Consider the following 20,864-nt stretch of genomic DNA (forward strand, 5'->3'; position numbering starts at 1 on the left):
GGGTCAGAACCCCGGAGGCAGTGCTCCCTCGTCGACGAGGATGACGTCGCCCTGCCGGGTGAAGCGCAGGACGATGCCGTCGGGGAAGTGGTCCCGCATCTCCTCCGGGTACCCGAAATCACCGGCGCTCGCGCGCGAGCGCCGCGGGACGTGGAACTCGACGACCGGTTCGAGCCCTGCGCCCGCGCACATGCCGGTTCCCGAGCCAGGTTCGGAGAGGGGAGCCGTCGCGACGATGATGCAGGCGTCGGTCGCATACACCTCGAGGCCGGCATACGAACCGAACGAACGGAGCTCGTCAACCTCGAGCCCGGACATGTTCCACTGACCCGCACCGTCGGGGGTACCCGGCTGCTCGGTGAGCCGCGCCGCGTGATGCTGGTCGTCGCGCACGCCCCACGGGAGCGTCCACGCCGTGAGTCCTGCGGCGACGGCCGCGGTCACGAGGATGCTGAGGACCCAGGCCGCGCGCACACGGCGATCGAGCGTCCGCGGCGCCGGCTCCGCGGTCAGCGAGACCGGAGCGATGAGCGGGACCGGCTTCGGCTCGGCGGCCGGAGGCGGCTCCTCCGCGGCGACAGGTTGCGGCGCGGGGCCCGCTTCCCGCTCCGGGTCCGGCTCCGGGGTGCGCGCGGCGCTCGGCCCCCGCGACGAGAGCGCGGCCTCGAGTTCTGTGAGCCGCGCGAGCCCCGCCTCGTCGAGATCGGCATCCGGCCCGTAGGCGCGGACACGCAGGCGCGCGAGCTCTTCCTCGGTCGGGTCGGGCATGTTCCTCCTTGTTCGGCCGGATCTGGGTGGTCTCAGGTGCGACCCGGAAGGTCGCCCTCGTCAACGAACACGGCGTCACCGCGCAGGGTGAAGCGCAGCACACCTCCGTCGGGGTATCGCTCGAGCACCGCATCCGGAACCGCGAAGCTCCCGCCGGAACTCGTACCGCCGAAGTAGATGTCCATGATCGGCGGCAGGCCCTCGCCGGCACAGGTGCCCGAAACGGGCGTGCGTGTCGCGCCCACAGCAGCTTGAAGGCACGAGCGCAGCGAGTAGATGTGCAGACCGAGGTATTCGCCGTAGTAACGAACCCCCTCCTGCTCCCACATCCCTCCCCGCGTGCGGTCCCCGCTCACCACGTCGGCCTGAAGGTGCATGCTCGCTAACTGCCCTGCGCCGTCCGACGGGCGCATCCACGTCGTGACGAGCGCCGTCACGACGATCGCGACCACGAGGCTCGCGAGCCACACCCACCGCATCCGTCCGCTCGGCAGCGACGAGGCGATCCGCGCGGCGGCGCTCGATCGTGCGGGCGCCGTGGGTTCCTCCTCAGGAACCTCCGGCGCTGCGTCGGGCAGGGGCTCGAACGCGACCTCGGGCTCGGGTGCGGGCGCGAGGTTGTCCTCACGCAGTCCGGCACGCAGCCCGCGCCGCGTCGGCGCAGCGGCGCGGGATGCGGCATCGGATGCGGCTGCCGACCCCGACGGCGGCCCGAACAGAGCGGCCAACGCTTCCGCGGCAGAGGCGCCGTCCGCTGTCGGCGCGGCGACGGGCGCGGCAGCGGTCCTGCTCTCCTGCAGCTCGGCGAGCCGAGCGAGGCCTTCCGCATCGATGTCCGCGGCGGGACCGTACGCACGCGCCTGCAGACGCGCCAGCTCGTCGTCGGTGTCGTCCGGCATAGGCCCATTCTGGGCTGCGGCGGCATCCGGGCGCATCAGCGCGTGTCGCGATCCTCGCCCGCCCAGAGATCGGCACAGTCGATCCGCTCGGCCCCGTGGGCACGCAGATAGTCACGGGCGCCACGATCGCCGACGACGGATGCGGCGAGCGCCGGCCAGTGGTCGCGGCCGATCACCACCGGGTGCCCGGGGCGCTCACCGTACACGGCCTGCACGAGCGACGCGGCATCCACCGCAGCCGTGACTCGCTGCACCGCGGCGGCCGGGAGATCGGGGGTGTCCACCGTGATGATCGCGACCGCGACCGCATCCGAGTCCTGCGCGGCGTCGAGCCCTGCGCGCAGCGACGCGCTCATCCCCTGCGTCGGATCGGGGACCGGAACGGGCTCCGCGTCGGCGGGCACGAGCGGCAGCACCTGGTCGAGACTCGCCCCCACGGCGACGTAGATCGGCAGACAGCCCGCATCCCGGAGCGCTCCGACGGCGAGCGCGAGCCACGAGTGTCCGTCGGGGGTGCGGGCGAGCGCCTTGGGGGAACCGAACCGGCGCCCCGCACCCGCGGCGAGCACGAGGCCGGCGACGGCTGGCTGGGGCATGATCAGGTCAGCGTATCGCGCACGAAACACGCGCTGGTTAGCGTGGGAGGATGCTCGAACTCGCCGCCGACCTGTTGCCGCTGCTGCGCGCGGGGCAGACCGTGGCGACCATCACCGTCGCGGGAGTGGCCCGCTCCGCGCCCCGGGGCGTCGGCTCGGCCATGGCCGTCACGCGCGATGCGCGGGTGATCGGCTCGATCTCGGGCGGATGCGTGGAGGGCGACGCGGTCGCGCTCGCTCTCGCAGCGCTCGCCCGCGGCACCGGCGACGCGGCGCGGTTCGGCTTCACCGACGATCAGGCGTTCGCCGCGGGCCTCGCCTGCGGCGGCACGATCGACGCCGTCATCAGCGTCGTGTCCCCGACGGATGCGGTCGCCCGCGACGCGCTCGAGCGGGCGGCAGCGGACCGCCCGGCCGCCATCGGCATCGTCGCCTCGGGACCCGGCGCCGGCACGCTCGTGCCGCACGACCCGGTGCCCGAGAGCGCGCTGCACGACGACCTGCTCGTGGTGGCGGCCCCGCGCCGTCCGCGCCTCGTGATCCTCGGCGCGGGCGAGCACGCCGCGACCCTCAGCCGGGTGGCCGCCGCATCCGGCTTCGCCGTCTCGGTGTGCGACGTGTGGGACACGCTCGTCACCGAGGAGCGCTTTCCGGAGGCCGACGAGCGGGTGTGCGCGCTTCCGCACGAGTACCTGCGTCAGCTGGACGAGCGGGGCGAGCTCGACGAGCGCACCGCCGTGTGCGTGCTCACCCACGACCTGCGCCTCGACATCCCGGCGCTGCAGACCGCGCTCGCCCTGCCCGTGGGCTTCGTGGGCGCGATGGGCGCGCGGCGCACCGTGGCCCGTCGCGCCCAGCTGCTGCGCGAGTCGGGCGTCGCCGACGCGGACCTCGCACGCCTGCACTCACCCCTCGGACTGGATCTGGCCGGTGTCACGCCCGCGGAGACGGCGATCGCCGTCCTGGCCGAGATCGTCGCCGCGCGGCGGGGCGGCTCGGGTCTGCCGCTGCGCGCCGGCACCGGCGCCCTGCACCCCCGCGCCTCGGTATCCGCCTCCGCATCCGCCTCCGCTTCCGCCTCCGCGTCGCGAGAGAGCATCCTTTCGTCGAGCGAGCATTCGATCGGGTGCTCACTCGACGAATGAATGCTCGCTCGGCGGGGGGAGCCGGCGGCGCGGTGCTAGCCTGACCGCGCGTCCTAACAACCATGGCGGCAGCCAGGGCGGGGACTGCGACGAACCGTTCGTCTCAGCACCCGAGGAGTAGGCATGTCTCAGCCCGTCGACAAGTCCCAGGCCGGTCTCACCGCCCGGCAGTACCACATCGGCATCGCGCCGGGAGAGGTGTCGTCCGTCGCTCTGCTGCCGGGCGACCCGTTCCGAGTACCGCTGGTCGCCGAGTTCCTGACCGACGTGCGCGAGGTCGCACACAACCGCGAGCACCGCACGATGACCGGCTGGTACAAGGGGCGCCACATCACCGCCACCTCCACCGGGATGGGCTGCCCTTCGACCGCGATCGCTGTGGAGGAGCTCGCCCGCGTCGGCGTGACCTCGTTCATCCGCGTCGGCAGCTCCGCCGGGCTCCAACCGGGCATCGAACCGGGCGACCTGCTCGTGAGCGAGGGGAGCTTCCGCAACGACGGCACGACCGACGCGTACCTTCCCAAGGGCTTCCCGGCCGTGCCGGACCTGTCGCTCACGCTCGCTCTGCAGCGGCACTCCGAGCGGCTGGCCGCCGCATCCGGCACGCGCTCGCACAGTGGGATCAGCGTGAGCGACGACGCGTTCTACGCCGAGACGCCGGAGTGGATCGGCCAGCTGAACCGCATGGGCATCCTCAACGTCGAGATGGAGGCGTCGGCGCTGTACATCGTCGCGCGGATGCGGGGGCTGCGCGCCGGCATGGTCTGCGCCTGCTCGAGCAACCTCGTCGACGGCGCGTCGCTGTACGACGAGAAGAACACCGCGCTCAAGGACGGGTGGATGCGCTCGATCGAGGCAGCTCTGGAGACCGCGGTCGAGCTGGAGCTGTAGGCCCCGACGCGAACGAGCACCCGTTCACCGAGTGAGCACCCCATCGGATGCTCGCCCGGCGAACGGATGCTCGCCCGGCGAACGGATGCTCGCTCGGTGAGAGGAGGCGCGGTCAGGGCTTGAGGAGCACCTTGCCGATGCGGCCGGGCTCGAAGTTGGCGCGGGCCGCATCCGAGATCTCGTCGAAGCTGAAGGTGTGCGACGCCGGGAGCGTGAGAACGCCCTCGCCGATGCGGGTCACGAGCTCGCGCAGCAGCTCGCCGCGGCGCGCGGGCGCCATCGAGGAGCTGACCTTGCTGCCCCAGAAGCCCTTGACCGTGGCCTGCTTGAAGATCACGTCGCCCGAGGCGATCTCCATGATCGGCGAGGCCATCGCACCGAAGGCGACCAGCGTGCCGTTCTCGGCGAGCAGCGAGAGCACCTCGCCGGATGCGGCACCGCCGACCGAGTCCACACCGGCGACGATCGGGGCGCCACCGGTGATCTCGGCGACGCGCTCCCGCCAGTTCTCGCCCTCCGTGGAGACGACGTTGCCGATCCCGAGGCCCTCGAGCTCCGCCACGCCCGCGTCGCGGCGCACGAGTCCCAGCACGTTCAGGCCGCGGGCCACCGCGAGCTGCGCGACGAGGCGACCGACGGCACCGTTCGCCGCGTTCTGCACGAGCCAGTCGCCGCGCTCGAGTTCGAGGAACTCGATGAGGCTCAGGGCGCTGAAGGGCATGGAGACCAGCTGGGAGGCGGTGACGTCGTCCATCGCGTCGGGCACCGGGATCATCGCGGCCGCGTGGCCGATGAAGTACTCGGCCCACACGCCGAAGGTGCCGCCGGTGGCGACGCGCTGACCGACGCTCAGGTTCTCGACGCCCTCACCGACCGCATCCACGACGCCGACGGCCTCGGTTCCGGCGCGCGCCGGGAGCTCCGGCTTGAAGCCGTACGTGCCGCGCACGGTCCACAGATCGTGGTTGTGGATGGGCGAGAGCAGCGTCCGCACGCGGACCTGTCCCGCGCCGGGCTCCGGGAGCGGAGCTTCCTCGACGTGAAGGACCTCGGCGGGATCGCCGAAGGCGGAGTGCACGATGGCGCGCATGTTGTTCCTCTTTCTCGTGGGGTGAGGGAAGGCGGGGCGTCGGATGGACGCTCCCGAGGGTCGGGTCGGGCCCTACTGCAGCAGCAGGCCGATCGTCGTCGCGATGACGGCGAGCAGCGGGAGAGTGCCCTGCGTGATCGCGGCGCGGGCCTTGGTGCGATCCGAGAGAAGCAGCACCAGAGCCGCCGCCAGCATCGAGCCGGTGCCTGCGAGCACGAGGGCCGCGCCGACCGCGGTCGCTCCCGCGGCGACGCCGACGATGCCGACGAAGGCCGTGATCGCGAGGAACAGGTTGTAGAAGCCCTGGTTGTACGCCATCGGCTTCGTCATCTGCACCTGCTCGTCACTGCCCAGCCCGAAGGTCTGGCGGGTGCGGGGACGATCCCATGCGAACGATTCCATCCAGAAGATGTAGACGTGCAGCACGGCCGCGAGGCCCGCGAACACGAGTCCGACGATGAGCATGGAATCCTCCTGTTATTGCAACGGTCGTTTCAATATATACTGCAATGGACGTTCTAGTAAAGGCGGTGGTCGGATTGGGTCGCACTCGGACCTTCGACGAGGATGCGGTCGTGCGCGCCGCGCGCGACGTGTTCTGGCAGCACGGGTACGCCGAGGCATCCGTTCCGGACCTCGAGGCGGCCACCGGGCTCGGCCGTTCGAGCCTGTACCACTCGTTCGGCAGCAAGCGCGAGCTGTTCGACGCGGCGATCGAGAGCTACCTCGACGAGGTGATCCGGCCACGACTCGCCCCTCTCCTGGGAGCCCCCGTGAGCGCCGATGCGCTCGAGACCTACCTCACCGGTCTTGCCGCCGCCCTGCAAGCCCCCCGCACACATCTGGCCGAGCACGGCTGTCTCCTGATGAACACCGTGCGCGGCACCCTGGCCGACGACGAGCACGTCAAGCGCGCGGTCGGCCAGTACCGCGCCGAACTGACGACGGCCTTCGCCGCCGGCGTCGCCGCCCGACGCCCCGATCTGGATGCGGAAGACCGCACCGTGCTCACCCGCTCCTGCACCGCGCACGTGCTCTCAGCCATGGCCATCGTGCGGGCACAACCCGCCGCGGCGGCGGACCTCGTCGAGAACGCCCGCATCCTGGTCACCGGGTGGGCTCCGCGCTGACCCGTCGCCCCGCGCGTGCGGGGCCCATTCCGTGCCCGAACTCCTGCAGAACCGGCCGCGAGCGGCGTGTGACACCTCGACGCCTCGGTTCTGCAGGAGTTGCGTCGCCGCGGGCGTTCGGATGCGGACCGCAGCCGAACGCGGCTTCGCCCGCATCCTGGCGCCCGAACTCCTGCAGAACCGACGGCTGACGGCACGGCAGAGTACGGCACGGCGGATGTGCAGGAGTTGGGGGCCCGCCCGGGCGTAGCCTGCTCGCCGAGGGACCGCGGGCTCACGCCCGCGAAACACCCACGAAACGCCGCCCTGGTTCACTGAGGGCTGTTCATGTGACCAACATCCCGAGGCAGCCGTGGACATCACGACCATCACGAGTTTCCGCCCGGCGCGAAGCCGGTCCGACCTGCGCCTGAACGAGGGCGAGGTCTTCATCGCGGGCGGCACCTGGCTCATGAGCGAGCCCCTGCCGGGCACGACCGGCTTCGTCGATCTCACGACCCTCGACTGGCCCGAGATCGAGCTCACCGACGACGGCCTAAGGGTCGGGGCGACCTGCACGATCGCCCGTTTCCTCGCCTGGTCCGAGGGGCGCGCAGCAGACCTGCCGCCGGTGCCCGCCGAGTGGGCCGCCGCACACCTCGTCGCGGATGCGGCGCATGCCCTCCTCGCCTCGTTCAAGATCTGGAACACCGCGACCGTCGGCGGCAACGTGTGCCGCTCGTTCGCCGCGGGCGCCATGATCTCGCTCGGCGCAGCACTCGACGCGACGGCCGTCATCTGGACGCCGGACGGCGGCGAGCGCCGCATGCCCGTGGCCGAGGTGCCCACCGGCAACGGCACCAACGTGCTGGCCCCCGGCGAGGTCCTGCGCGCGCTCGAGTTCCCCGCATCCGCCCTGCGCTCCACCGTGCGCCTGCGCAAGATCGCCCTCGCAGAACTGGGTCGCTCCGGGGCGGTCGTCACCGGCCGCGTCGACGAGGACGGCGCGAGCGTGTTCACCCTCACCGCCGCCACCGCTGCCCCCACCGTGCTGCGCTTCGCCGCGCTTCCGGATGCGGCGACGCTGGCCGCATCCGTCGGTTCCGTGTCCGGCTACTACACCGATCCCCTCGGGTCGGCGGACTGGCGGCGCGGGGTGAGCATCGAGTTCGCGGAACGGATCCGGGCCGAGCTGGAGGAGGCCGTATGAGGTTCGAGGTCAACGGCGAGCCCGTGGATGCGGAGCCCGCGGCCGGGCAGTGCCTGCGCACGCTCCTGCGCGAGCACGGGCACACCGAGGTCAAGAAGGGGTGCGACGCCGGCGACTGCGGCGCCTGCTCGGTGCTCCTGGACGGCGAGCCCGTGCACTCCTGCATCATCCCGGCCGTGCGGATGGAGGGCAGGTCGGTCACGACCGCCGCGGGCCTCGCCCCGCCCGGCGAACTGCACCCCGTGCAGGAGGCGATCGCCGAGAACTTCGGGTTCCAGTGCGGATTCTGCACGCCCGGAATGAGCGTGACCGCATCCACCGTCTGCGAGCACGATCTCGACGACCTCGACCGCAAGATGAAGGGCAACCTGTGCCGCTGCACCGGGTACCGCCCCATCCGCGAGGCCATCCGCTCGTCGGTGCTGGGCCCCGTGCGCGAGACCGGACCCGCGCCCACCGGCGCCGTCGGGACCTCGCTCGTCCCGCCCGCCGCGAGCCGCATCGTGCAGGGGCTCGAGCCCTACACCTTCGACGAGCCCGTCGTCGGCGCCCTCGTGCTGCGTGTGCTGTCCTCACCGCACGCGCACGCCCGCATCCGCTCGATCGACACGACCGCCGCGCGCGCGATCGCGGGTGTCGTGGCGGTCTACACGCACGAGGACGTGCCCGACGTCCGGTATTCGACCGGCCGCCACGAGCACCGCACGGACGACCCCGACGACACCCGCATGCTCGACTCGGTGGTGCGCCACGTGGGGCAGCGGGTCGCCGCCGTCGTGGCCGAGACCGCAGCGGCGGCGGATGCGGCCTGCCGCGCCATCCGGGTGGACTACGAGGTGCTGCCGGCCGTCTTCGACCCGGAGGCCGCCCGCACCCCGGGCGCGCCGCTGCTGCACCCGGACCGCACGCCGCAGGACCGCGTCGACCACGCCGATCGCAACACGGTCCTGTCCCTGCAGGAGAACCACGGCGGTGATGTCGAGGAGGCGCTGGCGGCGAGCGAGGTCACCGTCACGGGAACCTGGCAGACCGGTCGTGTCACGCACGCACAACTCGAGACGCACGGCTCGATCGGGTGGATCGACGACGACGGGCGGCTCGTCATCCGCTCCAGCACCCAGGTGCCGTTCCTAGTGCGCGACGAGATCGCACGGATCTTCGGCCGTGATCCCGCCGAGGTGCGGGTGTACGCTGCCCGCGTCGGCGGGGGCTTCGGCGGCAAGCAGGAGATCTTCACGGAGGACCTCGTGGCCCTCGCCGTGCTCGACACCGGTCGTCCGGTCTCGTACGAGTTCTCGCGCACCGACGAGTTCCAGCGCGCCGCACTGCGTCATCCAATGCGCGTCGCGGTGACCCTCGGCGCGACCCGCGACGGCGTGCTGACCGCGATGAAGCTCGACCTGCTGAGCGACACCGGCGCCTACGGCAACCACTCACGGGGCGTGCTGTTCCACGCGTGCGCCGACGCGATGACGGTATACCGCTCGCCCGTGCGCGGCATCCACGCGGAGGTCGTCTACACGAACAACGTGCCCTCAGGCGCCTTCCGCGGCTACGGGCTCGGGCAGGTGATCCTCGGGGTCGAGTCGGCGATGGACGAGCTGGCCCTCACCCTCGGCATGGACCCGTTCGAGCTCCGGCGACGCAACGTCATCCGGCCGGGCGACGACCTGCACGAGCCCGACCTGCGCTGGGGCTCGTACGGCCTGGACCAGTGTCTGGATCTGGCCGAGACCGCGCTGCGGCGCGGCAACGGCGTCGACGCACCCGAGGGGTGGGCGGTCGGCGAGGGCATGGCGGTCGCGATGATCGCCACGATGGCGCCGTTCGGCCACATCTCGCACACCACTGCGACCCTGCGTCCCGACGGCACCTATGCGCTGCGCGCCGGTACGAGCGAGTTCGGCAACGGCACCACGGTCGTGCTGCGCCAGATCGCCGCATCCGTCTTCGGCGTCGACGTCGACCGGCTCGACCTGCGCACCGCCGACACCGACCTGGTCACCCACGACACGGGCGCCTTCGCCTCGGCCGGTGTGACGGTGGCAGGCAAGGCGCTCTACGCCGCCTGCCTCGCCCTCGAGCAGCGGATGCTGCACATCGCCCGCGAGCTCGTCCCCGATGCGGAGCCCGAACTCGCCGCCGACGGCGTGCGCGCCGGTGATCGGCTGCTCGCCTTCGCGGAGATCGTGGCGGCCGCATCCGACGCGACGTCGGACAGGTTGACGGCGACGGGCGCGGAGCTCGGCGAGGTGCGCTCGCTGGCGTTCAACGTGCACGCCGTGCGGGTGGCCGTCGATCCCTCGACCGGAACAGTGCGCATCCTCCAGTCCATCCAATCGGCGGATGCGGGCACGGTCCTCAACCCCGCGCAGTGCCGGGGCCAGGTCGAGGGCGGTGCAGCGCAGGGCATCGGCAGCGCGCTCTACGAAGAGGTGCTGATCGACGAGGACGGCCGCGTGGAGAACCCGGTGTTCCGCACGTACCGCGTGCCGCAGTTCGCCGACATCGTCGACACCGAGGTGTACTTCGCCGAGACCCGTGACGACCTCGGTCCGTTCGGCGCGAAATCGATGAGCGAGTCGCCCTACAACCCGGTGGCCCCGGCGATCGGCAACGCGATCGCGCGCGCACTGGGCGTGCGCCCGTACCAGCAGCCGTTCACCCGCGCGCGCGTCTGGCGGCTCGCGCAGCGCTGAGCAGCATCCCCGGCTCGCGGGACCCGAAACGCGGCCTGGCGCGCCGAAGCACGACGCGCCGGGTCCCTCGCGCATCGTTCGGATGCCGGTTGGTTTGTGGCGCGGCGGGGCCGGTGCGATCCTGGGTCCGTGACGACCGACGCCCTGACCGAGCCGGATGCGGCCGGCCCCGCCGACGCGGAGGCGTACATCGGCGTCTCGCTGGGACGCCGCATCCGTGCCGCCCGCACGGCCAAGAAGCTCTCGATGCGTGCGCTGGCGGGCGCGGCGGAGATCAGTCAGCCGTTCCTGAGCCAGATCGAGGGCGGCCGGACGATGCCGTCGATCCTCACGCTGTTCAAGCTCGCCAAGGTGCTCGACATCTCCCCGTCGGAGCTGCTGCCGGCCGAGGAGGAGCCGGAGCCGATCCACCTCGTCCGTCACGACGAGGGCGAGCTCGTTCCCGTCTCGGAGAGCGACGACGGCGCCGTCAGCCGGATCATCTCCTCCGCCGCCACCCGGGGCGCGACCGTGCAGGAGTACCGCATCGCCCGTGCGCCGTACGTCGGCGAGTGGTTCGAATCCGACGGCGAGAACACGATCTTCCTCGTCTCGGGTTCGCTGACGGTCGAGCTGGAGGACCGCGGGTCGTGGACGCTCGGCGCCGGCGACGCCCTCTCGCACCCCGGAGCACTGCGCAACCGCTGGCGCATCGACGGCACCGAGCCGGCCGTGCTCCTGCTCGTGCACGTCGCCGAGCGCTGACTCCTCACCGCCCGCCCCCACATCCCCGGCTCGCCTGTTCTGGAGCTCTGCCGCCCGGCTTGGCGCAGAGGTAACGCGCGCGAAACGTGATTGGTATGTGTAATCAACGATAGGTACCTACGATCGGCAGCGTGCCTCCCACCGCGCGCCTGTTCCTGCCCGATCTCGTCGTCACGATGGACGACGAGCGCCGCGTCCTCACGGATGCGGGCGTCCTCGTCACCGGCGACACGATCACCGACGTCGCTCCCCGAGCCGAGCTGATCGCTGCGCACCCCGGTGCCGAGCGCATCGAGCTGCCCGACCGCCTGCTCATGCCGGGCCTGATCAACGCCCACCACCACTCCGGGATGCTGCGCGGCACCGCCGAGCACCTGCCGGTCTGGGAGTGGCTGCGGCTGCACATCGACCCGATGCACCGTGTGCTCCGCCCCGACGAGGCCGAGGCCGCCGCGTGGCTCTGCTACGCCGAGGGGCTCCTGTCGGGCACCACGACCGTGGTGGACATGTGGCGCTACATGGACGGCGCGGCGCGGGCCGCATCCGTCCTCGGCAACCGCGTCGTGACGGTCAACTACGTCGGCGAGCACCCCGACTTCGACTACTTCGACACCCTCGACGACAACGAGCGGATGCTGGCGGAGTGGACGGGAGCGGCGAACGGCCGCATCATGCCGTGGGTCGGACTCGAGCACCCGTTCTACGCGGATGCGGCGGGCCAGCGCCGCGCGATCGCGCTGGCGAACGCCTACGGCACCGGCCTCTACACGCACTGCAGCGAGTCGGAGATCGAGCTCGCCGACTTCGCCGACCGCCACGGCGCGCGCCCCATGTTCGCCCTCGAGGAGCTCGGCTTCTTCGATGTGCCGCGCGCGATGATCGCCCACGCCGTGTGGCTGGATCAGGCCGAGGTCGACCTCATCGCGGCGCGCGGCGTCGGCGTCTCGCACAACCCGGTCTCCAACATGAAGCTCGCCAGCGGCATGGCCCCGGTGGCGGAGATGCTCTCCGCGGGTGTCAACGTGGGGCTCGGCACCGACGGCGAGAAGGAGAACAACAACCTCGACATGTTCGAGGAGATGAAGGTCGCCTCCCTCCTCGGCAAGCTCCGCACGATGGATGCCGCCGCGATGGACTCGTGGCAGGTGCTGGGCATGGCGACCCGCGGCGGCGCGGCCGCGATCGGCCGCGCCGACGAGCTCGGCGCGCTGACGCCGGGCCGCAAGGCCGACTTCGTGGCCGTGCGCACCGACACCCCCCGCATGACGCCCTTCATGCCCGACGGCGCATATCCCAACATCCACCACAACCTCGTGCACGCGGTGCGCGGCTCCGATGTCGACATGACGGTCGTCGACGGCGAGATCGTCGTGCGGGACGGCCGCCTCGTGAACGCCGACCTGGGCGAGCTCATCGACCGCGTGCGCGCGCTCGTTCCCGACCTCTTCGCCCGCCGCTCCGCCTGGATCTCGGCGCAGGGCGAACTCGACGGACTGTTCCACGGAAAGGCCACGCCATGACCATCGCGCTCGATCACGGGCCGCTCCGCGAGCGGGTCGCCCGTTTCCTCGCCGACGACCCCGGACGCCTTCTCATCGGCGGACGCTGGCTGGCCGCATCCGACACCTTCGCCTCGCTCGACCCGGCGACCGGCGAGACGCTCGCGGAGGTGGCCCGCGCCTCGAGCGCCGACGTCGACGCCGCCGTCCGCGCTGCGAGTGCTGCCCTGGAGAGCCCCGCCTGGGCACGGATGCGGCCGGCCGACCGCTCGAAGCTGATGTGGCGCATCGCCGACGTCATGGAGGAGCACCTCGACGACCTCGCCGAGCTCGAGACCCTCGACCAGGGCAAGAGCCTCGGCACGGCCCGCTTCGGCGAGGTCCCCGCGGCCATCTCGCAGTTCCGCTACTACGCGGGCTGGCCCACGAAGATCACGGGCGAGACGATCCCCACCTCGCTCACCCGCACCCCCGAGGGCAAGGACGTCTTCGCCTACACGCGGCGCGAGCCCGTGGGCGTGGTCGCGGCGATCGTGCCGTGGAACTCGCCGCTCATCATGACGGCGATGAAGCTCGCCCCCGCTCTGGCGGCGGGCTGCACGATCGTGCTCAAGCCCGCCGAGAACACCTCGCTCAGCGCGCTCTACCTCGGTCGCCTCCTGCAGGAGGCGGGGCTGCCCCACGGCGTGGTCAACATCGTCACCGGCTACGGACACGAGACGGGACAGGCGCTCGTCGAGCACCGCGGCGTCGCGAAGATCGCCTTCACCGGCTCGACCGCGGTCGGCAAGAAGCTGGTGGCGACCGCATCCGATCGCCTCGCCCGCCTCACGCTCGAGCTCGGCGGCAAGTCGCCGTCGATCATCCTGCCGGATGCGGATCTGTCCGCCGCCGTCGCGGGCGTCTCGCGCGGCATCTTCGACAACGGCGGCCAGGTGTGCGTCGCGAGCGCGCGCATCTACGCGCACCGCGACGTGTACGACGAGGTCGTCGCCGGGATGGCGGCCGCGGGCGACGCCCTGCGACTCGGACATGGTCTCGCGGCCGGCACGGATCTCGGCCCCCTCGTAAGCGAGACGCAGGCCAGGCGCGTCGCCGCCTACGTCGACGAGGGCGCGGCCGACGGTGTCACCGTCGTCACCGGCGGCGAGCGCACCGGAAGCGCCGGAACCTTCTTCACACCCACGGTGCTGACCGACGTCCCCCCGCACGCCCGCCTCATGCGCGAGGAGATCTTCGGCCCCGTCGCCGTCGTGACCCCTTTCGACGATCTCGACGAGGTCGTCGGCTGGGCCAACGACAGCGACTACGGGCTCGCCGCGAGCATCTGGACCGAGGGCCTCAGCAACGCCCACCGCGTCGCCGCGCGCCTCGCGGCCGGAACCGTCTGGGTCAACTGCCACTCCTTCCTGGGACCCGAACTGCCCAAGGGCGGACACAAGGAATCCGGATGGGGCTATGAGAACGGAGCGCAGGGGTTGGAGAACTACCTCGAGACGAAGTCGGTGGTGATGGTCGTATGACAAGGATCGCGCTCGGGGTCTTCGAGATGATGAACCCCTCCAACGGGATGCCGACGTGGACGCATCCGGACGGCCGCGGCGAGGACTGGGACCGCCTCGACTACTGGGTCGATCTGGCGCGCGAACTGGATGCGGCCGGTTTCGACTTCCTGTTCTTCGCCGACACCTACGGCTACGCGACGCTCGAGGGTCGGATGCCCGACGAGGTGGCGGCGCACGGCATCCAGTTCCCCGCGCTGGATCCGATGCTGGCCATCGCGACGCTGGCGCGGGCGACGGAGCACCTGGGGTTCGTCGTCACATCGCCCACGACCGTGGAGAAGCCCTACGGCACCGCCCGCCGCTTCGCGACGCTCGACCGCTTCACCGACGGACGCATCGGCTGGAACGTCGTGACCGGCAGCTCGCAGGCCACCACGGACCAGCTCTTCGGCGTGACCGAGACGCTCGACCACGACCAGCGCTACGACGCCGCCGACGAGTTCCTCGACACGTGCCTGCGCCTGTGGGAGCACAGCTGGGACGACGATGCCGAGCTGCGCGACCGCGCGCGGGGCGTGTACGCCGACCCGACGAAGCTGCATCGCGTGGAGGTCGCGGGCACGTACCAGCGCGCCGCCGGGATCTTCGCGGTGCCGCCCACCCCGCAGCGCACACCGGTGCTCTTCCAGGCCGGCACCTCGGATCGCGGCCGCGCCTACGCCGCCCGCAACGCCGAGGCCGTGTTCATCCAGGGCCAGTCGATCGCCGCCGCCAAGGCGCACGTCGACGACATCCGGGCGCAGGCCGTGACGCACGGTCGCGACCCGCACGACATCGCCGTGATCTCGGGCATGACCGTGACGGTGGCGGCGACCGAGGCCGAGGCACGCGCCCTGCGGGACGAGTACGAAGCCGTGCTGCAACGCGCGGATGCGGCCGTCATGTTCGCCGGGATCACGGGACTCGACCTCACCGGCATCGATCCCGACACCAGGGTCGTGGACCTGCACACCGACCTCGGTCAGACCCTCATCCAGCGCTACGCACGACAGAACGCCGAGATGCGGGTGGGCGAGATCCTCGACCAGTTCCGCACGAAGGCGATCCGCGGGTTCCAGATCACCGGGTCTCCCGAACAGGTCGCCGACGAGATCGAGGCGATCGTCGACGGCTCCGGACTCGACGGCCTCATGCTGGAGCCGACGTTCGGCGGTCCCGCCGCCTACCGCGCGTTCATCGACCTCGTGGTGCCCGTGCTGGCCGAGCGGGGTCGGGTCAGCCCGCCCGCCGGCGCCACGCTGCGCGAGCACTTCGGCGGCGGCCCCCGCCTCGCCGCCACGCACCGCGCGCATCGGCTCGCGGCGCGCGAGACCGCATCCTTTCCGTCCTGATCCGACGCCGCCATCCCGTAAGAAAGAGAGAGCACATGAGAGCCGACGCCGTCGAGGCGGTGATCCGCGGGCTCAAGCGAGCCGGCGTCTCCGTCGCCACGTACCTGCCCGACTCGCTGCTGAAGGAGCTGTACCCGGCTCTGGACGCGGACCCCGACATCCGCACCATCCCGGTCACCAATGAGGGCGAGGGCGCCGCGATCGCGGGCGGCGTGTTCCTCTCCGGCAAGCGCGCCGTGCTGGTCATGGAGAACTCGGGGCTGCGCGCCGCGACCGAGCACCTCGCGCGCATGGGACTCGGCGCGGGCATCCCCGTCGTCATGATCATGAGCTACCGGGGAGAGATGGGCGAGAACAACTGGTGGGCCATCCCGCACGGCATCACGATGGAGCCGCTGCTGAAGGCGCTGCGCACGCCGTACACGATCGTCCGCGACGTCGACCAGCTCGAGACGGCGATCGTCCGCGCCTACGACACCGCCTACGCGTCGTACTACCACGCCGCCATCGTCCTCGGAGGGGATCTGGTCCGATGAGCTACTCCCGATTCGAAGCCATGAAGCTGCTCGCCGCACGTCTTTCGGACGAGCTGGTCATCCTCTCCCTCGGCGGCGCCGTGGACGAGTGGTACAACGCCGCCCCGCACATGCGCGAGGCGAGTCTGTTCCAGCAGCAACTCGGATGCGTGACGCCGGAGGCGTTCGGCCTCGCCGTGGGCCTGCCCCACCGCCGCATCGTCTCGCTCGACACCGACGGCGGCCTGCTGTTCAACCTCGGCATCCTCGCGACCCTCGGCAACGAGCGCCCGGAGAACCTCTTCATCGTCGTGTGGGACAACGAGCAGTACCAGTCGATCGGGGGACCTGCCACGCACACGGCGAAGGGCCGCGTCGACCTCGCCGCGATCGCCCGCGGCGCCGGTGTCGAGAAGGCGTTCACCGCCGAGACGCTCGAAGAGTTCGACGCGCACTGCGCGGCGGGACTCGCCGCATCCGAGCCGTACATCGTCGTCGCGAAGACCGACGGCGTCCTCGAGCCCGGGATCAAGCGCAAGCACTCCGACGGACGCGAAGACAAGTACATCTTCGTGCGCCACGTCGAGGCCACGGAGGGCATCAGCATCATGGGTCCGAGCGAGCACAACTGATGGTCGCGTCTCGGATCGTGCCGGTCGCTCCACGAGCGTCGCGAGACGACACCCTCGTGCCCGGGGGCGCGTGATGCCCCTGGTACGCACCCCCGCCGCCGGCTACGACGAGATCGTGGTCGGCGGCGGGGCGGCCGGATGCGTGCTGGCGGCGCGCCTGTCCGAGGATCCCGCCGTCCGCGTGCTCCTCATCGAAGCGGGCGGCGACCACCGCGGCGTGCGCGAGATCCTCGACGCGGCCCACTGGGACGCCCTCATCGGCGGCGAGTACGACCACGGCTACCGGTCGACGCCCACCCCGCACGTACTCGGCCGCTCGCTCGCGATGCCGCGCGGCAAGGTGCTCGGCGGATCGTCCTCGACGAACGCCATGCTCTGGTACCGCGGCAACCGCGCGGACTACGACGCGTGGGCGGATGCGGGCGCCACCGGCTGGGGCTACGACGATCTGCTGCCGTACTTCCGCCGGTCCGAGGCCCGCGCCGGGGGCGACCCCGTCTACCGGGGCCTCGACGGCCCGATGCGCGTGGCTCCACTCGCGCACGTGCACCCGATCGCGCACGCACTGATCGCCGCGTCCGCCGAACGCGGCCTCCCGGTGATCGACGACGCGAATGCGGCGTCCAACGAGGGCGCCACCTACGCGGACTACAACGCGATCCAGGGGGAAGACGGTTCGTTCGAACGCTGGAGCACGGCGCGCGGCTACCTCGAGCCCGCGCTCGGCCGGGCGAATCTCGACGTGCTGGTCGACAGCCGCGTCCACGCGCTCGTGCTGGCCGGAGACCGCGTCACGGGCGTCAGGCACACGGTCGGCGATCTCGCGGTGGAGACCACCGCAGCGCGTATCGTGCTCGCGTCCGGTGCACTCGATACCCCGCGCCTGCTCCAGCTGTCGGGCATCGGCGACGCCGGCCGGCTCGCCGCATCCGGGATCCGCACGACGCACCATCTGCCCGGCGTCGGCGAGAACTTCCAGGATCACCCGCTGATCCTGGGCATGAACTTCCGTGCCCGGCACGACCTCGGTCCGGTGATCGGCAACGGGGGCGGCGCGATGCTCAATTGGCGCAGCTCCCACGCCGAGGCAGGCCCCGACCTCCACACCGTCGTCGCGCACGGCTCTCGAGGCGATGAGGCGCTGCACGCACGCCACGACCTGGCCGGAAACCGCGTCTTCGCCCTGGTACCCGGTCTGTACCGGTCTCGGAGTGTGGGATGGGTACGGGTGCGCTCCGCAGATCCGGAGGCGGCCGCCGACATCCATCCGAACTACCTCGCCGATCCGACCGACCTCGCCGCGATGGTCGAGGCGGTCGACGCCGTGCAGGATCTCGTGGCGGCATCCGCGTACGCCGACCTCGCGGAGGGGCCGATCACGCCGGCGGCAGGGCTCGCGCACGCGGACAAGGTGCGATTCGTGCGCGAGAACATCGGCACGTTCTTCCACTGCTCGGGCACCGCGCGCATCGGCACAGACGAGCTCGCGGTCGTCGATCCGACGCTGCGGGTGAGGGGGCTCGAGGGGCTGTGGGTGGCGGATGCGTCGGTCATGCCGTCGATCCCCACGTGCAACACGCAGGCCCCGACGGTGGCGATCGCCGAGCGGGGCGCCGAGCTCGTCGCCGCCGCCCGCTGACACCGCGGCCGCCCGCTCGCCCCTCCCGCTCGCCTGCCCCCGCTCCTCTCCCGCGGCCCCGCCCCTCTCCCCTTCCCCCCCCGCTCGCCTGTCACAGATCGCGCCGAAATCGTCGATCTGTGACAGGCGAACTCTCTTCGAGGGACCCGAAACGCGGGCTCCGGCGCCGCGACACAACAACACGCGCCCCCTCGGACAAGGGCGTCGACCGCACCGGATGCGGCGACGGGACCCCGCGCCGCCCGCTGACACCGCGGCCGCCCGAATCCGGACCGGCTCTCCCCGGCGCGCCTGTGCGTGCCCTATGGTCTGAGCCAGAGCACCCACCGTGGGCGACTCGAAGGGGGAACGATCATGGACAACGCCGCGCGCCCGACGACAGTCACCGCATCCTTCTGGCTCTGGATGGCGACGGTCGTGCTGTCGGCGATCTCGATCATCACCTCGCTCGCGAACGGGAGCTACGACTTCGCCGACGTCGGCAACGATCCGCAGGTCGCGGCCGCCGTCGGTCCTGCCGCGGCCATCATCGGCCTCGCCATCGGGGCAGCGCTGCGCATCCTCTTCGCGGTCTACATGCTGCGCGGACGCAACTGGGCACGCATCGTGCTGTTGATCCTGGCGATCATCGCGGTGCTGGCGGGGCTACCCGCCTTCGCGGCGGGCAACATCGTGGACATCCTCCTCGTGCTCGTCGCAATCGCCGCAGCCGTGCTGATGTACCTGCCGGCATCCAACCCGTACTTCCGTCGCCGTACCGCGGCCGCCTGACCGCGTCCCGGGCCTGTTCGCCTGTCACAGATCGACGGGTTCCCGTCGATCTGTGACAGGCGAACAGTGAGCAGGAGGATCAGCAGCGGCCGACGCCGGGACTCAGGGCTCGAGGAGGGCGTCGAGGGCGATGAACGCACCCTCGAACTCACCGCGCAGGCGTGCCTTCGTGGCCGCATCCGCGAAGGAGATGTCGATGCCCGCGAGGGCGATCCGCTTCGCCGTGGCGGCGTCGACGCCCAGCGCCATGAGCCCCTCGCGGTACTCCTTGCCGATGTCGGTGCGGAAGAACATCGCATCGTCGGTCGACACGCTGATCGTGAGACCCGCGTCGATCATGGCGCGCAGGCGGTGGCCCTCGTCCAACGTCCACCCCGAGCAGATGGTCGTCGACACGGGGGTCGTCGCGAAGCCGATACCGCGCTCGAGCGCGAGCGCCACCACCGCCGGATCGTCGACGATGCGGTAGCCGTGGTCGAGGCGGTCGCAGCCCAGCACCTCGATCGCCTCGCGCACCGCATCCGGTGTCGCCGTCGGCGTCTCCCCGACGTGCGCCGTCAGCTTCAGACCGGCGGATGCGGCCAGTCGGTACGCAGCCGCGAACCGGGTGGGGTCCTCGGTGTTCTCCGGGGTCAGGTCGTCCTGGCCGATGCCCACGACCTCGGGGATGCCGTGCTCGATCACCTCGCGCACCATCGCGACCGCGGACTCGGGGCTGTCGCGCCGGTTGATCGCGGCCACGATGCGGAACCCGACGCCGAAGTCGGCCTCGGCGCGGCGCAGGCCCGCGATGATCGGGTCCATCACGTCCCGGTAGCCGATCCCGCGAGCGGCGAAGTACTGCGGGTTCACGTAGTACTCGCGGTAGCGCAGGTTGCCCTCGGCGACGGCCGCCCGCACGCCCTCCCAGGCGACCCGCTCGAAGTCCGCCGGCTCGCGCAGCACGTCGTGCGCGGCGCGGAAGGCGACGAGGAACTCGGGCAGGTCGGCGAAGTCGAAGAGCGTCTCGGGGTCGTCGCCCCACAGCTCCACGCCGTAGCGCGCGGCCAGCTCGATGAACGTGGTCGCCGTCATGGTCGAGGCGAAGTGGCAGTGCAGTTCCGTCTTGGGCAGCAGCTGCAGATAGTCGGCGTACGAGATCACGGCGTTCCTCCGGGTGTGCGGGGCCGGAGAACGCCCGCGCTCTTGACGACGAGGAGCCGGTACGGCTGCCCGTCCAGCGACCACCAGCGGTGCACGACGCCTCCGGGGAAGTGCACCGAGTCGCCGGCGATCAGATCGTGCGCCTCGCCGTCGAGTTCGATCCGGATGCCTCCGGCCACCACGTAGAGGAACTCCTCCTCCTCGTGGGTGAAGCTCTCGCCGGGCACGAGGGCGTCGGCGACGACCTCGACCGGATGGAAGGCGCGGGCGTCGTGCGCCAGCATCCGCGCGGTGCCGGATGCGAAGCCCTCAGGCACCGCGCCGGATCCGGCACGCTGGATCTCGATCGCGGATGCGGCCTCGCGCGGCTCGTCGGAGGCGGCGATGAGCTCGATGGGACTCGTCTCCAGTGCCACCGCGATGCGCCGCAGCGACGCCAGGCTCGGCTGGGCGAGCCCGCGCTCCAGCTGGCTCAGGAACGGATGCGACAGCTCGGTGGCCGCGGCCAGACGCACGAGGGTCAGTCCGCGCGCCTGCCGCAGCTCGCGGATGCGGGCGCCCAGACGCTGGCCGGCCGCATCCTCGTCCGCGGCGATCGTGGCGACAGGGTCGGTCATG

The 20,864-nt window shown here is 71.5% G+C and carries 20 protein-coding genes; 13 read left to right on the forward strand and 7 right to left on the reverse strand.

The window, feature by feature from the left end; genetic code table 11:
* Positions 1–3: 3 nt before the first annotated feature.
* Genes EHF32_RS11785 through EHF32_RS11795 form a run of 3 tightly spaced genes read right to left on the reverse strand, consistent with a single transcriptional unit; the run spans position 4 to position 2,263 of the window.
* Positions 4–768 (reverse strand): hypothetical protein, encoded by a 765-nt coding sequence (locus EHF32_RS11785; protein ID WP_137418362.1) that lies wholly within the window; start codon positions 766–768, stop codon positions 4–6.
* Positions 769–800: 32 nt separating this feature from the next.
* Complete coding sequence (locus tag EHF32_RS11790) at positions 801–1,667, reverse strand: hypothetical protein (RefSeq protein ID WP_137418363.1); 867 nt, start codon at positions 1,665–1,667, stop codon at positions 801–803.
* Between the two features lie 35 nt (positions 1,668–1,702).
* Positions 1,703–2,263: a nucleotidyltransferase family protein gene (locus EHF32_RS11795; RefSeq protein WP_137418364.1), complete on the reverse strand. Its 561-nt coding sequence runs from the start codon at positions 2,261–2,263 to the stop codon at positions 1,703–1,705.
* A 50-nt stretch (positions 2,264–2,313) separates the two neighbouring features.
* On the opposite strand from EHF32_RS11795, the gene EHF32_RS11800 reads away from it, so the two are divergent.
* Both EHF32_RS11800 and EHF32_RS11805 read left to right on the forward strand, forming a co-directional pair.
* A complete protein-coding gene (locus tag EHF32_RS11800) occupies positions 2,314–3,408 on the forward strand; it encodes an XdhC family protein (protein ID WP_137418365.1) in 1,095 nt (364 codons plus the stop codon).
* A 123-nt stretch (positions 3,409–3,531) separates the two neighbouring features.
* On the forward strand, positions 3,532–4,299 hold the full coding sequence (locus EHF32_RS11805) for a nucleoside phosphorylase (protein ID WP_137418366.1): 768 nt from the start codon (positions 3,532–3,534) through the stop codon (positions 4,297–4,299).
* 112 nt (positions 4,300–4,411) lie between these two features.
* Here EHF32_RS11805 and EHF32_RS11810 read toward each other — a convergent pair whose 3' ends face one another.
* Both EHF32_RS11810 and EHF32_RS11815 read right to left on the reverse strand, forming a co-directional pair.
* A complete protein-coding gene (locus EHF32_RS11810; protein WP_137418367.1) occupies positions 4,412–5,389 on the reverse strand; it encodes a zinc-binding dehydrogenase in 978 nt (325 codons plus the stop codon).
* Positions 5,390–5,461: 72 nt separating this feature from the next.
* The gene (locus tag EHF32_RS11815; RefSeq protein WP_137418368.1) at positions 5,462–5,854 is read right to left on the reverse strand and encodes a DUF1304 domain-containing protein; all 393 of its coding nucleotides are present in this window, start codon (positions 5,852–5,854) and stop codon (positions 5,462–5,464) included.
* Between the two features lie 44 nt (positions 5,855–5,898).
* On the opposite strand from EHF32_RS11815, the gene EHF32_RS11820 reads away from it, so the two are divergent.
* The 11 genes from EHF32_RS11820 (at position 5,899) to EHF32_RS11870 (ending at position 19,103) form a co-directional block, all read left to right on the forward strand.
* The gene (locus tag EHF32_RS11820) at positions 5,899–6,519 is read left to right on the forward strand and encodes a TetR/AcrR family transcriptional regulator (protein ID WP_238343697.1); all 621 of its coding nucleotides are present in this window, start codon (positions 5,899–5,901) and stop codon (positions 6,517–6,519) included.
* Positions 6,520–6,871: 352 nt separating this feature from the next.
* The gene (locus tag EHF32_RS11825) at positions 6,872–7,708 is read left to right on the forward strand and encodes an FAD binding domain-containing protein (RefSeq protein ID WP_137418369.1); all 837 of its coding nucleotides are present in this window, start codon (positions 6,872–6,874) and stop codon (positions 7,706–7,708) included.
* Positions 7,705–10,407, forward strand: a complete 2,703-nt coding sequence (locus tag EHF32_RS11830) for a molybdopterin-dependent oxidoreductase (RefSeq protein ID WP_137418370.1) — start codon at positions 7,705–7,707, stop codon at positions 10,405–10,407. The genes EHF32_RS11825 and EHF32_RS11830 overlap by 4 nt, the downstream gene beginning before the upstream one ends.
* A 129-nt stretch (positions 10,408–10,536) precedes the next feature.
* On the forward strand, positions 10,537–11,151 hold the full coding sequence (locus tag EHF32_RS11835) for a helix-turn-helix domain-containing protein (protein ID WP_137418371.1): 615 nt from the start codon (positions 10,537–10,539) through the stop codon (positions 11,149–11,151).
* 131 nt (positions 11,152–11,282) lie between these two features.
* Complete coding sequence (locus tag EHF32_RS11840; protein ID WP_202876814.1) at positions 11,283–12,671, forward strand: amidohydrolase family protein; 1,389 nt, start codon at positions 11,283–11,285, stop codon at positions 12,669–12,671.
* Positions 12,668–14,173 (forward strand): aldehyde dehydrogenase family protein, encoded by a 1,506-nt coding sequence (locus EHF32_RS11845; protein WP_137418372.1) that lies wholly within the window; start codon positions 12,668–12,670, stop codon positions 14,171–14,173. Before EHF32_RS11840 ends, EHF32_RS11845 begins: the two co-directional genes overlap by 4 nt.
* Complete coding sequence (locus tag EHF32_RS11850; protein WP_137418373.1) at positions 14,170–15,546, forward strand: NtaA/DmoA family FMN-dependent monooxygenase; 1,377 nt, start codon at positions 14,170–14,172, stop codon at positions 15,544–15,546. Before EHF32_RS11845 ends, EHF32_RS11850 begins: the two co-directional genes overlap by 4 nt.
* Before the next feature lie 35 nt (positions 15,547–15,581).
* Positions 15,582–16,082: a thiamine pyrophosphate-binding protein gene (locus tag EHF32_RS11855; RefSeq protein WP_137418374.1), complete on the forward strand. Its 501-nt coding sequence runs from the start codon at positions 15,582–15,584 to the stop codon at positions 16,080–16,082.
* On the forward strand, positions 16,079–16,693 hold the full coding sequence (locus EHF32_RS11860; RefSeq protein ID WP_137418375.1) for a thiamine pyrophosphate-dependent enzyme: 615 nt from the start codon (positions 16,079–16,081) through the stop codon (positions 16,691–16,693). Before EHF32_RS11855 ends, EHF32_RS11860 begins: the two co-directional genes overlap by 4 nt.
* A 73-nt stretch (positions 16,694–16,766) precedes the next feature.
* Positions 16,767–18,332, forward strand: coding sequence for a GMC family oxidoreductase (locus tag EHF32_RS11865; protein WP_137418376.1), 1,566 nt, complete (start codon positions 16,767–16,769; stop codon positions 18,330–18,332).
* A 354-nt stretch (positions 18,333–18,686) separates the two neighbouring features.
* Complete coding sequence (locus EHF32_RS11870; protein ID WP_137418377.1) at positions 18,687–19,103, forward strand: hypothetical protein; 417 nt, start codon at positions 18,687–18,689, stop codon at positions 19,101–19,103.
* Between the two features lie 102 nt (positions 19,104–19,205).
* Here EHF32_RS11870 and add read toward each other — a convergent pair whose 3' ends face one another.
* Positions 19,206–20,246: an adenosine deaminase gene (gene add / locus EHF32_RS11875; RefSeq protein WP_137418378.1), complete on the reverse strand. Its 1,041-nt coding sequence runs from the start codon at positions 20,244–20,246 to the stop codon at positions 19,206–19,208.
* On the reverse strand, positions 20,243–20,863 hold the full coding sequence (locus EHF32_RS11880) for a helix-turn-helix domain-containing protein (protein ID WP_137418379.1): 621 nt from the start codon (positions 20,861–20,863) through the stop codon (positions 20,243–20,245). Before EHF32_RS11880 ends, add begins: the two co-directional genes overlap by 4 nt.
* Position 20,864: the final 1 nt, after the last annotated feature.

It is taken from the genome of Microbacterium sp. RG1, assembly GCF_005347485.1.
Taxonomy (GTDB): Bacteria; Actinomycetota; Actinomycetes; order Actinomycetales; family Microbacteriaceae; genus Microbacterium; species Microbacterium binotii_A.

What these genes read in the sequence shown, in the direction of transcription:
- EHF32_RS11845 (WP_137418372.1), top strand. Translation starts at nt 12,668, where the DNA reads ATGACCATCGCGCTCGATCACGGGCCGCTCCGCGAGCGGGTCGCCCGT.
- EHF32_RS11805 (WP_137418366.1), top strand. Translation starts at nt 3,532, where the DNA reads ATGTCTCAGCCCGTCGACAAGTCCCAGGCCGGTCTCACCGCCCGGCAG.
- EHF32_RS11830 (WP_137418370.1), top strand. Translation starts at nt 7,705, where the DNA reads ATGAGGTTCGAGGTCAACGGCGAGCCCGTGGATGCGGAGCCCGCGGCC.
- EHF32_RS11860 (WP_137418375.1), top strand. Translation starts at nt 16,079, where the DNA reads ATGAGCTACTCCCGATTCGAAGCCATGAAGCTGCTCGCCGCACGTCTT.
- EHF32_RS11855 (WP_137418374.1), top strand. Translation starts at nt 15,582, where the DNA reads ATGAGAGCCGACGCCGTCGAGGCGGTGATCCGCGGGCTCAAGCGAGCC.
- EHF32_RS11820 (WP_238343697.1), top strand. Translation starts at nt 5,899, where the DNA reads ATGGACGTTCTAGTAAAGGCGGTGGTCGGATTGGGTCGCACTCGGACC.
- EHF32_RS11880 (WP_137418379.1), bottom strand. Translation starts at nt 20,863, where the DNA reads ATGACCGACCCTGTCGCCACGATCGCCGCGGACGAGGATGCGGCCGGC.
- EHF32_RS11865 (WP_137418376.1), top strand. Translation starts at nt 16,767, where the DNA reads ATGCCCCTGGTACGCACCCCCGCCGCCGGCTACGACGAGATCGTGGTC.
- EHF32_RS11870 (WP_137418377.1), top strand. Translation starts at nt 18,687, where the DNA reads ATGGACAACGCCGCGCGCCCGACGACAGTCACCGCATCCTTCTGGCTC.
- EHF32_RS11810 (WP_137418367.1), bottom strand. Translation starts at nt 5,389, where the DNA reads ATGCGCGCCATCGTGCACTCCGCCTTCGGCGATCCCGCCGAGGTCCTT.
- EHF32_RS11785 (WP_137418362.1), bottom strand. Translation starts at nt 768, where the DNA reads ATGCCCGACCCGACCGAGGAAGAGCTCGCGCGCCTGCGTGTCCGCGCC.
- EHF32_RS11790 (WP_137418363.1), bottom strand. Translation starts at nt 1,667, where the DNA reads ATGCCGGACGACACCGACGACGAGCTGGCGCGTCTGCAGGCGCGTGCG.
- EHF32_RS11800 (WP_137418365.1), top strand. Translation starts at nt 2,314, where the DNA reads ATGCTCGAACTCGCCGCCGACCTGTTGCCGCTGCTGCGCGCGGGGCAG.
- EHF32_RS11850 (WP_137418373.1), top strand. Translation starts at nt 14,170, where the DNA reads ATGACAAGGATCGCGCTCGGGGTCTTCGAGATGATGAACCCCTCCAAC.
- EHF32_RS11795 (WP_137418364.1), bottom strand. Translation starts at nt 2,263, where the DNA reads ATGCCCCAGCCAGCCGTCGCCGGCCTCGTGCTCGCCGCGGGTGCGGGG.
- EHF32_RS11815 (WP_137418368.1), bottom strand. Translation starts at nt 5,854, where the DNA reads ATGCTCATCGTCGGACTCGTGTTCGCGGGCCTCGCGGCCGTGCTGCAC.